This is a genomic window from Alphaproteobacteria bacterium (genome assembly GCA_025210155.1).
Lineage (GTDB): Bacteria > Pseudomonadota > Alphaproteobacteria > Rs-D84 > CASDRH01 > JAOASE01.
On record JAOASE010000007.1, the window covers coordinates 1 to 13,935 of the forward strand.

The 13,935-nt window shown below is 32.3% G+C and carries 15 protein-coding genes; 6 read left to right on the plus strand and 9 right to left on the minus strand.

Going from position 1 to position 13,935, the window contains the following annotated elements; all coding sequences use genetic code 11:
* A partial coding sequence (gene bamE / locus N4A44_02845) for an outer membrane protein assembly factor BamE (GenBank protein ID MCT4552579.1) occupies positions 1-432 on the plus strand: 432 nt, incomplete at its 5' end.
* A 1-nt stretch (position 433) separates the two neighbouring features.
* On the opposite strand, the gene N4A44_02850 is transcribed toward bamE, so the two are convergent.
* A complete protein-coding gene (locus N4A44_02850; GenBank protein MCT4552580.1) occupies positions 434-1,027 on the minus strand; it encodes an RsmD family RNA methyltransferase in 594 nt (197 codons plus the stop codon).
* A 58-nt stretch (positions 1,028-1,085) separates the two neighbouring features.
* Between N4A44_02850 and N4A44_02855 the strand changes: the two genes are divergently transcribed.
* Positions 1,086-1,565, plus strand: a complete 480-nt coding sequence (locus tag N4A44_02855; GenBank protein MCT4552581.1) for a nucleoside deaminase — start codon at positions 1,086-1,088, stop codon at positions 1,563-1,565.
* Between the two features lie 273 nt (positions 1,566-1,838).
* Here N4A44_02855 and N4A44_02860 read toward each other — a convergent pair whose 3' ends face one another.
* On the minus strand, positions 1,839-2,486 hold the full coding sequence (locus N4A44_02860) for a complement resistance protein TraT (protein ID MCT4552582.1): 648 nt from the start codon (positions 2,484-2,486) through the stop codon (positions 1,839-1,841).
* A 90-nt stretch (positions 2,487-2,576) separates the two neighbouring features.
* On the opposite strand from N4A44_02860, the gene N4A44_02865 reads away from it, so the two are divergent.
* The 3 genes from N4A44_02865 to N4A44_02875 all read left to right on the plus strand — a co-directional run bounded on the left by N4A44_02865 (position 2,577) and on the right by N4A44_02875 (position 4,686).
* Positions 2,577-3,251 (plus strand): winged helix-turn-helix domain-containing protein, encoded by a 675-nt coding sequence (locus tag N4A44_02865; protein ID MCT4552583.1) that lies wholly within the window; start codon positions 2,577-2,579, stop codon positions 3,249-3,251.
* 187 nt (positions 3,252-3,438) lie between these two features.
* Positions 3,439-3,618 carry a hypothetical protein gene (locus N4A44_02870; GenBank protein ID MCT4552584.1) on the plus strand — a complete coding sequence of 60 codons (180 nt, stop codon included), beginning with the start codon at positions 3,439-3,441 and terminating at the stop codon, positions 3,616-3,618.
* Between the two features lie 147 nt (positions 3,619-3,765).
* Positions 3,766-4,686 carry a hypothetical protein gene (locus N4A44_02875; GenBank protein MCT4552585.1) on the plus strand — a complete coding sequence of 307 codons (921 nt, stop codon included), beginning with the start codon at positions 3,766-3,768 and terminating at the stop codon, positions 4,684-4,686.
* A 192-nt stretch (positions 4,687-4,878) separates the two neighbouring features.
* Here the strand turns inward: N4A44_02875 and rpmG are convergent, their stop codons facing one another.
* The 3 genes from rpmG to N4A44_02890 all read right to left on the minus strand — a co-directional run bounded on the left by rpmG (position 4,879) and on the right by N4A44_02890 (position 6,309).
* Entirely contained in the window at positions 4,879-5,049 is a 171-nt protein-coding gene (gene rpmG / locus N4A44_02880; protein MCT4552586.1) for a 50S ribosomal protein L33, read from the minus strand.
* A gap of 198 nt (positions 5,050-5,247) precedes the next feature.
* The gene (locus N4A44_02885; protein ID MCT4552587.1) at positions 5,248-5,424 is read right to left on the minus strand and encodes a 4Fe-4S binding protein; all 177 of its coding nucleotides are present in this window, start codon (positions 5,422-5,424) and stop codon (positions 5,248-5,250) included.
* 123 nt (positions 5,425-5,547) lie between these two features.
* Entirely contained in the window at positions 5,548-6,309 is a 762-nt protein-coding gene (locus N4A44_02890; protein ID MCT4552588.1) for a Bax inhibitor-1/YccA family protein, read from the minus strand.
* Between the two features lie 247 nt (positions 6,310-6,556).
* Here N4A44_02890 and N4A44_02895 point away from each other — a divergent pair, with 247 nt between their 5' ends.
* A complete protein-coding gene (locus N4A44_02895) occupies positions 6,557-8,440 on the plus strand; it encodes a lytic transglycosylase domain-containing protein (GenBank protein ID MCT4552589.1) in 1,884 nt (627 codons plus the stop codon).
* 29 nt (positions 8,441-8,469) lie between these two features.
* On the opposite strand, the gene N4A44_02900 is transcribed toward N4A44_02895, so the two are convergent.
* The 4 genes from N4A44_02900 to N4A44_02915 all read right to left on the minus strand — a co-directional run bounded on the left by N4A44_02900 (position 8,470) and on the right by N4A44_02915 (position 13,902).
* Positions 8,470-9,255, minus strand: a complete 786-nt coding sequence (locus tag N4A44_02900; GenBank protein ID MCT4552590.1) for a hypothetical protein — start codon at positions 9,253-9,255, stop codon at positions 8,470-8,472.
* A gap of 119 nt (positions 9,256-9,374) precedes the next feature.
* Positions 9,375-9,845 (minus strand): type II secretion system GspH family protein, encoded by a 471-nt coding sequence (locus N4A44_02905; GenBank protein MCT4552591.1) that lies wholly within the window; start codon positions 9,843-9,845, stop codon positions 9,375-9,377.
* Positions 9,846-10,012: 167 nt separating this feature from the next.
* Positions 10,013-12,583, minus strand: coding sequence for a hypothetical protein (locus tag N4A44_02910; protein MCT4552592.1), 2,571 nt, complete (start codon positions 12,581-12,583; stop codon positions 10,013-10,015).
* Between the two features lie 80 nt (positions 12,584-12,663).
* Complete coding sequence (locus N4A44_02915; GenBank protein ID MCT4552593.1) at positions 12,664-13,902, minus strand: hypothetical protein; 1,239 nt, start codon at positions 13,900-13,902, stop codon at positions 12,664-12,666.
* Positions 13,903-13,935: the final 33 nt, after the last annotated feature.

The window sequence follows — 13,935 nt, forward strand, 5'->3', positions numbered from 1 at the left end:
GCAGTATTATCAATAACAGCTTGTGAGGGTAATATAGTAAGAAGAGGATACATACCTCATAAAATGGAATTAAAACAACTTCAAGAAGCTAAAACAAAAGCAGACATTAAGAAAATATTAGGAACTCCAACTTTCGTTTCTAGGGCAGATGGAAGTTCTTGGATTTACACTTCATATAAAACTGTTCAAACAGCTTTCCTAAAACCAGAATTTGAAAACTATTACGTTATGAAAATTAAGTTCGACAAAAATGGTAATATAATTTCTAGAACAGTTAGAAACATCAAAGACAAAGAATTTGCTCAAATATCAAATAAAACAACAACTTTCTCAGGTGGAAAAGAAACTACATTCATAAGAGAAGTATTTGGAAATGTTGGTGCTGTTAATCCAGGATTAGCATATAACTCTGACGATGACAATCTGAAATAAACTATTTCAACTTACAAAACACTAATAAATTCTTTCCGTATTTTCTTTCATCGAGAATGCGGAAATTTTTTTCTAATAATTCTTTTCTGCCAGTTTTAGCATATTCTAAAGAATCGGTAGAAACTACAATCAATAAATCCTCAGATTTCTTCCAATCCATAGAACAGACTTTGTTTACTAACTTAGCAAGAACATCAGAAGAATAGGGCGGATCACAATATAATAAATCTGCATCAGAATGATTTGCAATCTCAGAAACTACATCAGCATTAACATAAGAATAACTTCCATCTTCAAGCTGCTCAGAACAGCTATCAAAATTAGTCTTAACAACTTTATAAGCATTCCTATCCATCTCAACACAAACAGCTTTCTTTGCAACATTTTGAGATAATGCTTCTATAGAAACTACACCAGAACCACCAAAACAATCAACCATCTTTTCAAATGGTAGGTCAGCAAACTTACCACCTCTTAAAACATTAAAAAGTGCTTCTCTTGCTCTTTGACTATTAGGTCTTGTAATCTCAGCTGAAGGAGAAAACAACTTCTTCCCTCTAAGAAAACCACTACCAACTTTAATATTCTTTTCCATTTGACAGCTCCAATCCAAATATTTATTATAAAGATAAAATAATTAAGGACGCAAAAAAATGCAAGGTAAAACATCAAAAATAAATAATAGATATTACATGGAAATAGCACTCAAAGAAGCTAAAAAGGCATTCAAGAAAGATGAAGTGCCTGTGGGCGCCGTTATAGTAAATGCAGAAAACGGAAAAATAATATCCAAAGCACATAACCTTTGCGAAAAGAAAAACAATCCTACACTGCACGCTGAAATGATAGCTATTAACAAAGCTTGTAAGAAATTAAAAACAAAAGTCCTTAACAATTGCGAAATCTATATAAGCAAAGAACCTTGCCCTATGTGTGCAACAGCAATAAGCTATGCAAGAATGAAACACATTCATTTCGCTTTAGAAGATGAAAAGGGTGGAGCATTCAATAGCGCTAAATCCAAAAGCATATATGAAAATAATCCAAATTTATTCAAGGTTCCTTTTTCCTCAGGTGTAATGAAAGAAGAATCAAAAGATCTAATACAATATTTTTTTCAACTAAAAAGATAAAATTCCTAAAAAAACCATTGACATTAGTAAGTGAATCATTATTATCTCAAGCAGGTAATTATTAAACATTTGCCCGTGCTCCGAGGGCTAGAGAAGAGCAACCCGATAAATAATTTAAATTTTTAAAAAAGTTTCCGAGGGGCTATTTACTTAGCCCCTAAACTTTCGACCTAACAAAAGCCCTCAAACGTGAGGCGCAAATTTGACATATCTTAAATAAAAAAGGTGTAGATTAATTTCTACACCTTTATCTTTTACTTAATCTAGTTTAGATTAAAACATTCCTGATAACGATTGAGCAAATTTTTGCTTAATAGTCATAACAGCTTCAGGTAAGCTAATATTTATTTTGTGAGCACTCATACTCATAGAACTTGTATGAGATCTATTAACTTTATTTTCTACAATTCTAAAATCAGCATTCACATAATAAGTAGAATCTTCATAACTACTATCAGCTAACAATCCAAGGGCAGCTCCAGCTAATATACCAGTCGCCATAGCAGAATTACTGTTACTTCCTCCTGTAGCTGAAGAAGTTAGCCCACCAATAGCAGCACCTTGTATAGCTGACTCACTTAAAGAGTCTCTGCCTTTATTATCTCTTAACACAGCTTGTCTTACGTTAACTTGAAAAACATATGTAGCCGCTTTAGGATCATTTGTAAGTAAGAAACCTTTGCTCATAAGGTTAGCTCTAACAAATCTTTCTAAATCATTGAAATCAGCGTTATCAGAAGTATTTCTAACATTAACATAAATAACCTTATCGGCATCTGCAATAGGGTCTAGCCAGATAGTCCTAGAAACCTTAGTAGAAGTCTCAAGTTCATTAGATGAAACTCCAGCTCCAATAGCTGAACAAGAAGCTAATCCTAAAACTGCAATCCCAAGCACAGCATATCTTTTAAATAAATTCATAATAAAACCCTCCAAATTTTTTTCTTGGTATTTTCAAATACTATACTATATAATATATAAGAAAGGCTCAAATAGCAAGGAGATTAAAAGATGTTTAGATATATAATTAAAATCATAGAAAAAGACCAGGTCATAGCAGAAACTATGAAAGGACTTATGCATGAGCTTTTCCCAAAGACAGAGATAGAGCTTCACGAAAGCATGTGTTCAGATTTCTCTACATGCGAAAGAGGCGTAGTAAACGTATATATGGTTTCCCTAGATGAATTCGAAAAAAGCGACTGTGGAGTTAAATGTATATTCGACAATATCATTATTTTCTATGAAGATCCTGCAAAAAAAGAAGAGTTCGAAAAGAAAATCCAAGACTACAGAAAGCACTATTACTTCGTACAAAAGCCATTCCATATCAATTCTATATTGAAAATGGGTGAAGGCGCTTTAATGAAGCTAGAAAACCTAAAAGAGTTCGGTGACTACAGAATTAATAAGAAGTATAAAGAAATAGCTTCTATAAGAGAAAATAAAATTATCAATATAACAGATAAAGAAATGGAAATCTTAGAATACCTAATCAAAGACAACTTCCGTCCTAAGAGTAAAGAAGAACTTCTTGAAAACGTATGGGGATATTCTGCAAATATAGAGACGCACACGTTAGAAACATATATTTACAGACTTAGAATGAAAATAGAGCAAGATTCTTCAAATCCTCAGGTAATCAAAACATCTGAAGATAATAAGTACTATGCGGATATTAAGTAAAATAATATATAAGTGCAATTCAAAACCTCTGATAACCTCAGGGGTTTTATTTTATCAACCACTTTCCTCTTGACAAAATTTTATTTTAATCTATATTGTTGAGCAACCTAAAATTTGAAAAATGATGAAATTATTTAATTTTTTAAAGCAACTGTTTTCAAGAGATAAAAAAAAGAAGGAACAATCTATGGAAGAAATTTCTAAAACTCCAGAAGGTAAGGAATTTATAGAGCAGTTCTTTGTTATAGAACCAAGTAGTAATATAAAAACTAAAGAAGATGAAGAGTATGAAAGAGGGCTACGCATAGAAATACAAGCTGCAGCCGCTCAAATAGATCATAGTAAAACAGTAAAACAACTATTTTAGAATAAGTGTAAGAGGCGTAGAAATACGACCTCTTTTTTATTGACAAAAAATAAAACACAGGTATAATATCGGTAATAAATTAGTAAAGTGAGTTTCTATCAACGGATAGAATAATAAAATTTAAAAGATAAATTAAAGCAAAATAATATGGAAAGTTTTTATGAATTAATTTCTGTAGTTAAGTATTTCACTACATTTTTAGAAAATGGTGATGTTTATGCAACTAAAAGATGGTTTAATGATTTTTTAAGTCCAATCCGTATTGGAGGACATACTTACAAGGTTCTTTTTACATCAGATGACAATCCTACTATTTCAATCTCTGAAAAATATACTTTAGGGTTTGCAATTAAAAGAGGTCATAAAGTAATTTGTGATAGTGTAAGAAGTTGTGCCTTTGCAATTGCAGCGGGATCTACTGTAGAAAGTAGTGTTAATTCCTATGAAGAATTCACTCCAAGTACAGTAGAAGAGAATGATAAGGATAAAGAAAAGTTCAATCATCCAACAGCTGTTGCAGTTGCGGAAGAATCAGAAGTAAAAGTATGGCCACATATTGAAGGTGTTTTTATAGGCAGCATTGCAAATGGTGTTAAGGCTAGAGTTTATACGGAAAGATCTATTTCGGAATCTTATTGTGTTGGAGCAATAGCAGAGGCTGATGGTCATAAAACTTTTGCAAATTCTTACGAAGGAGGTACTGCAATATCAAAAAGCTCTCTTGCAATATCTCGTGCCTATACAGGAAATAGTATAGCAATTGCAGAAGATATCGATACCATAGCAGAAGCGCATTCTGAAGGAGCCTTAGCTCTTTCGAAAGTAGATGGAGCTTTATTAAGGGCTTATTGTAAAGGTTCTAAAATAAAAGGATCCAAGAGAGCAGCGGTAGAAATCTATGCTGAAGATGTTTTAATAGAAGGCGTTGAAAAAGAATACATTTTTGATTTAAGCGGTAAGAATAATACCTGTAATAAAAAAAAGTATTCAGATGTATCTAAGAGATTTAGAGAAATTGGCTCTAATTCACTATACTTAGTTTCATACTTCAAAAGCCTATCGGTATAAAACTGGTAAGATTTTTAAAAGAAAGTGGTTGTAGAAATATGACCTCTTTTTTTTATATCAAAATCAAAAAAAACACCCCTAAATCAAAGGGTTAAGTAAATATATTTAAATATTTGAAAATCCAGCATAAAAAAACAAAAAACCCTAATTAGGGTTAAATTGTTTAATTCTATATAAAATATCTTAAAAGAACTATACTTTAGCTTCTACGAAAGTTTCGTGCTTTTGAGTCTTTTTATCATATTTTTTGAACTTTAGTTTTTCAGTAGTTCTTTCAGATTTAGGATTTTTCTTTGTAATATAAAAAGTTCCAGTTTCTGGATTTCTTAATTTAATATGAATTGCATTACCTTTTTTAGCCATTGTCTAATTCCTTCTTTAACTTTTTTTTCTTATAAGAGCAGGGCGAAAACAATACATAAGCCCAATCCTCTAAAGCAATTTCCCGTATAATAATATTTATCACACTAAATTGCAAGCATTTTTTTTACTTTTTTACGATAAAAAAAAGAGGTATTAGAACGAAGTCCTAAAACCCCTTGATCCATTCCCTTAATCTAATTAAGATTTTGGAGCAATACATTGTACTGGGCAGTTTTCTGCACAAACAGCACAATCTTCACATTTTGCTTCATCAATGATGTAGTCGTCGCCGTTAAAAGCTACTGCGCCTACTGGACAAACACTTTCGCAAGTTCCACATTTGATACAAATATCTTGATTAATAACATGAGCCATTTTTTTAGTTCCTTATTTTTGTTAAATCTGAGTACAGCATACTAAGATTTAGTTTTAAGTCAATACTTTTTTCTAAAAGTACCATTCTCTAATATTCAAAGTTTATTTCAACTTTGTAATCTATTAATCTCTTGAAGACATCAATATTCTTAATATAGCTAAGAAGATATTAACGAAATCAATGAATAAAGACATAGCAGCAAACACAGCTACTTTATCTGCAGTCTCACCTTGACTACCATTAGATAAGTAGAAGTATTTAATCTTTTGTATATCATAAGCAATTAAGCCTGAGAATATAAGAACTATAGCGTAAGAATACCAAATACCTAAAGTACTTCCAAAAATCATAGAGAAAATACCAACTAGGAATATTCCCCACATAGCCATCATCAAGAATGACCCCATAGGTCTTAAGTCTTTTTTAGTATTATAAGCAATCGCCCACATAATAGCTAAATCTAATGTTGTTATAAGTAACGCTTGTACTGCAACAGCAGGATTAACAGCAACTACAACTGCCATAAGAGCAGAGATAGAGTAACCCATTAATGCAGTAAATCCATAATAAGCATTCTTAAGTCCTTGAGCAGACATTCTGTTAGCAGAAAAGCTAATCACAAATATAGCAACTAAAGGCAACCAAGGAACAACTTTTCCTAAGCCAGAAACTGCTACAGGAACACCGCCTTGCCAAGTATATAAAGCATTAACCCATCCCAATCTGATAGAAAGGTAAGACATTAAAGCCGCAATACCAATACCAGTAGCAAGATACATAAAAACTTTTGTTAAATATTTGTTTAAGCCAATAATATCACTAGACGCATTCGCATCAACGTAATTAGAATATTGAGCTTGGTTTATATTGTTATCAAATTGCATAAATTCACTCCTATTTTTTAACTATATAAATATATACTATATAAAAGGGTATAAATCAAGTTTTGAAATAAAATTTTATTAAATAATGCAACTCCTTTATTTTCCTAGATAAAACAAAAATCAAGAACTTTTTTTAAGAAAAAATCATTGCCTTTTGAGTAAAAATATTATATATTTCCTTAAACAAAAAAATAGAGAAAATAAGAGAAGAGAATTCGTGAAAAAAGGTTTAAAAAGCAAGTATTTCATGTCGCAGAACATTATAAAATCGAGAAATTTCAAATTGTTAACAATAGCTACGATTCTATTGTTAAGTATCATCGCATTTCCAAAATCATCAGAGGCAAAAGTAAAAAAGATTAATGCCTATGCTCAAAAAGACGAACTTCCAAGTTCCGCTCCAAGAGTTTTATATGATAAGGATATTAAGTTATATAGAAAAGCCTTCGCTCTTCAAAAAAACGGAAAAATAGAAGAGGCCGACAAGCTTCTTAAAAAAGTAGATAACAAAGTTCTTATGGGATATTTCTTATATCACAGATATATGAGTCCTTATTACAAAACTAAATACGCAGAGGCTAAAAACTGGCTGAATAAATATTCTGACCTTCCAATAGCAAATAAAGTTTACGAACTTGCAAAAATGAAAGCAGGTAAGGGCGCTGACACTAGCGAACTAAAAGTTAATAAAAAACCAAAAAGATCTAATTTTTATATTAGTGCTGACGCGATTGGTCACGACAGAATTATTAAGAGTTCATACAGACACCTTTCAAGAACAAAAAGAGCTAAAGCAAAGAAAGTAATAAAAGATTACGAATGGGCTATGAGAAATGGCTATACAAAGAATGCCAAAAGAACTCTTCAAAGCGCAGAGGCTAAAAAATACATTACAAAAGGCGACTATCATAGAATGAGCTCAAACCTAGCTCACAAATACTTTATTGATTATAAATACGATGATGCAATCGAATGGGCAAAGAAACCAGCAGAAAAGTATAATGATGCCAAAGGTAACTGGACTATGGGTCTAGCTCTTTTCCATAACAAAAAATATGATGAAGCAAAAAAATACTTTGTTAGATTAGCAAAAAACAAAGATACATCTTTAAGTCAAATCTCAGCAGGAGCTTATTGGGCATACAAATCTTTAGAAAAGAAAAAAATAACTATAGACGATGACATAGCAAAAATAGAAAAAGAAAAAATGGATTACCTTAAGTTTGCATCAAACTATCCAAAAACATTCTATGGCGTGATAGCAAGATACCAACTAGGTATGACTTTAAACGATGATTGGTCTACAGAAGAGTTCTCATTCACAAACGCAAAAGAAATTCTTTCTTGGAGAGCTGGAGTTCGTTCTATAGCACTTATGCAAATGGGCTTCAAACAAGAAGCTATGGCAGAACTAAGATGGCTTATATTCAATAACAAACAAAAGAGCGACGAACTAATCCGTTCAGTTATGATCTTCGCAGAAGTATGTGGTATGCAAAACCTAGCATTAGGAATTGCTCCATATTTCAAAGATGAAAAAGGTGAGCTTCTTTATACTTCGTATTTATACCCAGAAATCACTCTAGAGGATGATAGTGCTTGGAAGATAGATAAAGCCCTTGTACACTCATTTATAAGACAGGAATCTATGTTTAAGAGCAGGGCATCATCATATGTTGGAGCAATAGGTCTTATGCAACTTATGCCATCAACGGCATCATGGCTTGAAAAAGATAGAAATCTAAGAAGTAAAGAGGGTAGAAGAAAACTTGAAAATCCAAGTTACAATATTTACCTAGGGCAAAAATACGTTGGCTATTTACTTAACACTCCACAAGTAAACCAAGACTTGATTAAGTTAATAATATCTTACAATGCTGGCCCTGGTAATATGGATAGATGGACTAAGCGCTACTTCAGAGAATCAGAAATGGAAGATCCATTATTCTTCATAGAATCTATCAGAGCCAAAGAAACTAGAATCCACGTTCAACGAGTTCTAACAAACCTATGGCACTATAGAGAAAAGTACGGACAAAGAATTCCATCTATAGAAGATCTGATAAACGGAGAATGGGCCAAATATAAGAATATGGATTTAAATCTAAAACAAGATTTCCCAAAACAATAAAAAAGGCTTCCCACAAGGGAAGCTCTTCTTTATTTTACATAGGTTTTATTGTCTAGGATAATAGTACCATCAGGAATATTTTGATCTGCTACAACAGTAACATTATTACCGATAGTAACATTTTTCCCGATTATACAATTTTCACCAATAGTAGAGTTGTTACCAATGGAAGTTCTTTCTCGAATGATAGTATTATTCAAAATTTTGGTTCCGGCTCCAACCCTTACATAAGAATCTAATATTGTTTTTTCACCGATTTCGGTTCTGTTTGATAGAGTAGAGTCTACTATATCAACGAACTTACCAATATTAGCTCCAGCACCAATTTTACAACACGCTCCAACTTTAGCCATAGCCTGTATTGTTGCTCCTGCGGCGATATCTAAAAAGATATCTAAGAATGCACCCGCAACAACAGTTGTAAGCTTACCTTCTTCTTCCCGAAAGTAGCAGCCTCTGGCAAAAAATGAAGGCACGCCAAGAAATCGAACATTTTTAAATTCAATAAAATTCTTGATTAATTCTGGTTTAGCAAGAAAATCATGCCATGGTTTAGGATCCATAACTTTAGCAAAGCTACCAATTCCTGTCCATGTCAATGACATTTTACTGCGCACCCATTCCAACTGAAGAAGTTCATCAGTATTAAGAGCTTTAAAACCATCCTTTTCAATCAGCTCAAGAAAGAAATATACTGATCTCATGGTTTTAAGTTTGTCTACATCTGAAGAAGACAGTTTTTTATCACCAATCTTCTCTTTTAAATTATATGCATCTAATATTGTTTTTAAATGCGAAGTTTTTTCATTATTCATAATTAAGTTTAAATTATTATTATACAATAATATTTATATAGCAATAAACACAACCAAGAGTCAAATAAAAAAGCCCCGCAATAAAAGCAGGGCATTTATTAAGTATATTAAAATAGAACTTATTCTATATATCTAAGAGTGATATCTGAAGTACCTGTATCAACACAATTAACATCTATACTTTCAGCTTCTCTCCAACCCAAAGATTTAGCGAAGTGACAATCTGCTTCTTCATCAAGGAATATAGTAATTTCAAAATAATCGCTATCTTGACCTTCTAGTTCATATCCAGGATCAGTACCCATAGCATTAAAAGAATCCATAATTTGAGCATCTACGAAAGCACTTTCAAAACTCATTTGTTTTCCAGTAGGATTAGTCGCTACCCAATAACCAAATTCATCAGGTAAGGTTAATGACCTAACATGACTAACAATTTCAGCCACTTCAGATTTTAAATTATTTCCTTTAATTCTTCTATTAGCAGAGTTAAATGCTGTAACACCTAAAACAGTAATAATAGACATAATAGCTAGAACACCTAGCATTTCGATCAAAGAACGACCTTTTTCATTTTTAATAGATAACATCTTAGTTACTCCTTTTTTATTTCTATAACACATTATAAATCAAATTAGCAACCAAATCAAATGATATTTTGAATTTTTAAGATGACTATTTAACTATTAGGATTAAAAAGAAAATCCCCACTCAATAGAGCAGGGAATTATTAAAATAGTCTTTCAGCTTTTGCCGTTTAAAACATATCATACTCCAACTTAATTCTCTCACCTTCGTTAGCAATCACACCTTCAACAGCAGAAGCATTTTGATTAGTAATAACACATTTACCTTCAATAAGCTCTTTGTTTTGGCTATTTTGCATAACAGCTTGAGTGATTTGAAGTCCACCTTGCATAACATTGTTTAATCCGCTTTTTCTAGTATCTCTAGCATCAGAAATATTAGAAGAGTAAGATTTTTTATCTTTTTCAAGATTAATCAATCCTTGTTTAGCAGCATTATACTCAGCCATATCAGCTTTATATTTTTGTTGATACAGAACTAATCTTCTTTGAAGTTTCTTCATATCTTTTTGCATTTCAGCATCCCCATCATTCATACAAGCTTTATAATCAGCCATTACACTTTTTCCGTCTTCAGCAGGATTAAAGTCAGATTTAATCTTCCCATTATCATAGACGCTTTGTTTAACATAATCACGACATAAGTTCATAAGGAATGCACCCATATCATTATATTCATTTCCACCATCTCTAGTCCAAATAACTTGTCTTCCTGTTTTGATAGAGAAGGCTGCAATAGCTAAAGATTTTTCAATACAATTTTCATCTTTATTATTAGCGCTATTACAATGAGATAAATCAATAGCACCATTTTCATCATCCATATCAACAGGATTTTGTCTATCCCAAACTTCACTTTCATAAGTTTGATAAGTTTTCATATTCATACCAAGTCTACCAGCAGAACCAGAGTGTCTTTCTAAACAAGAATAATATTTTTCTTCTGCAGTTAAGAATAACTCATATTTAGCTTTTTCATCATCTCCAGCTTTAGCATTTAACCAATTACTATCAGCAGTTCTATAAGCTGTTAAGTGAGCTTCACAAGCAGTGGCCGCATCACCAGTTAAAGAAACTTGAGCATCTTTAAGATCTTTTCTTTTGGCCATTAATTGACCTCTATAAGAATCTTCGAAAGCAACCCATTTACCACCAGCAGAAGAACATTCTGACTCATTGTAAACATAACCTTTTTTAGCTTTAGCATAACCTTTTTTCTTAGTGTCGCCAACTTTAGCAGTTTTTCTAAAAGATATACCTGATTTTTTAACAAGACATTGATCAAATCTAATTTCAGCATCTGCCCATAGATCATTACCAAATTCATCATTATCTACGAAACCTCTATCTAAGAACATTTTAACTCTTTCAAAATCACCTTTAGCATTCTTTAATAGTTTTTCATATTGAGTCTTATCAGCTGTTTTTATTTTTCTACCACCACAGTTCGTCATTTCAGAACCATCTTTAGCAATACAAAGACCATTATTTTTAGCACAAGACTCTGCCGTTTTAGGTCTAGCAACTTTATCACACATTTCACCTTCCATGAATGCTTTTTCTTTAACTTCAGAGGCCTTAACACCAGCAGTAGCAGCACTTACACCACCAATTAACACGTCAATAGATCCATTAATCAATTGGCTCATAGCAGCACCATCATGTTTCATCTTAACTTTATAAGTCATTTTATCTTCTGATAAATTAAAGTTTTCTCTAGAACACAACATTCTTGAATTTTGACCTAAGAAGAACTTAAGAGGGTAGTATTTACCTTTTGAAACATTCACACCTTCAGGAGTAGTAGCACCCTTTTGTAAAGGACCATAACCAATATACACAGGACATTTACCAGAAGCATCTCTATAAGAAGTTAATCTTTCATATTTGTAATAACCATCAGAACCATAAGCAAACATCTTTCTTTCACAAGAATCTATCTCTTTAGGTTTAGAATAATTTTGCATAGTAGGGTGGCTTACAGGACATTTTACAGCACCATCTTTAATTTCAGGTTTAACAGCAACCCCTCTAACGTCTATACAATATTTATCTTGATAAACATAAGAAGGAGTTTCAGTATCAGTATTTAAATCAATACAGTCAGAAACAACAACACTTTCATCAGGATTAACAGTTTCAGCAACCTCTATATCCCAGTCAACAACAGATAACTCAGCTTCAGAAGTGTTAACTCTAGATTTTTTATAAAGATATTTTACTCTATGAGAAGTTTCTTTATCTTTTGCACCGGCAAACAATTCTTCATCAGTAAAGCTTGAATTAATATTACCACAAGCAGATAAGAAAGTTTTATTCATATCATTTAGGAAATCATACAAAGCTCTAGTTCCATGACCAGTTTCTTCTAACTCTTCTTCACAAGAAGATGATAGTAAAGAATACGCCGCTGAAGTATCGAAACATTTTCCATAAGGATTTCCGAAACCTTCACAATATCTAGCAGCACATTTTTTGGCAACTCTCTTACCCTTAGAAGAACTATAATCTTTTTTAAGACAATCTTCATCATCACTATCACATTCATCGTCTTCGTCATCTTCATCATCAGTAGATGTTGTTGATGTAGAAGAAAAAGGTGAATACACATTCGTAGTAGGTGCATTTGTATAAGGAACTGTAACTTTACCTCTAGCTACAACATCTTTCATATTAAACGAAAATAGTGCAACAAAACAAAGAGTTAAGAACAGCATAAAATTAAAAGATTTTTTAGTCATGATAAATATTTCCCTTTTTTATATCCCATATAGGTGCAATTATAGCACAATTTCAACTTCAAAACAAATGTTTTCGTAAGTTAATAAATCCATTCAATCTTAACAGTATTTTCTTCCGGAATTATTTCATTTCCAAACTCACAAACACCGTAAATTTGATCTGCGGATCTCTCCATTTCCTTTTGATTTATAGAAGATTCAACTATGCCACCTACACCAGTAGCAACTCCCTCAAAACTATCCATATCAAGGTAAACTTCACCTTCAGAACTATAAGAAGAATAATCTTTTTCGGCTGCTCTTTTTGCTCTCTCAAACGAAGCATCTGTTTTATAATCTTCTCTTAAAACGTCAATCTTAGCATCAGCTTTAGCCTGTACTTTTCTTCTTCTATTTACTTCTTTTTCAATATCTGCTAAGTTCGAATCAGAGGTAAAAGCCCCTTTATCATCTCCTAAAGCCTCCAAAGCTTCCGCCTTTTTCTTTTTACCACTTTTAAAACCACTCAAATCAATGCTTGATGCCATATTGATAGCAGCTAAACCTGTTTGAACAGATCCCATAATAACAGCCATCTTATGTCCAGTATCATCAACTTTTTCTCTCTTAATACCTAATCCAAAAGTCTCATATCCACACATAAATCTTTTACCAACTGTAAACCACTTCTCAGCTATTTCTCCATCTCTTTTATAAGTAACTTTATATTCACAAGTATCCTTATCTTCTTTCCATTTACCACCACCATCAGCACATAAAGAAACTTTTCTTTTCTTAATCATCTTAGCAACTTCGTCTTCCAAAGCAACAACATCAAAACTCTCAGAAATATCATTTTCCTCAACAGCTTCTAAAAAAGCAGATTCAAATTTATATTTATTAAAACATCCTAAATACATAGGAGCAGAACTACCAGCAGAGCAAATATCTTGCATAGTTTTTTTAATTTGCTTAAATTCCTCACTAGACTCCATATCAACTGGGCTAACTAAAACATCTTCAGCACCCTCAACAACACTTTCAGACTGAACCACAACACCAGAATCGGTATCTACAACAGTTTGCGAAGAAGTCTCTAACTGTTCACTAGTAGCATTTAATTGTTCCTGTAATTTACTCAAAGAATCGTTAGAAGAGGGTGTAGTAACTTCATTACCTGCAAAAGGGTTGACCACTTCAGCAGATGCCGGTGTAGCAACTTGATTGCCTGCGGTTCTAACTCGTCTACCTCTCGCAGCAAAAGAATGTTTAGCAAAACTATTAATGACAAATAGCTCAGCAACTAACATAACAGAAACTATCTTTCTTGAAACTCTCATAAAATCCTCCCTAAATATCTAAGAAAAATATAT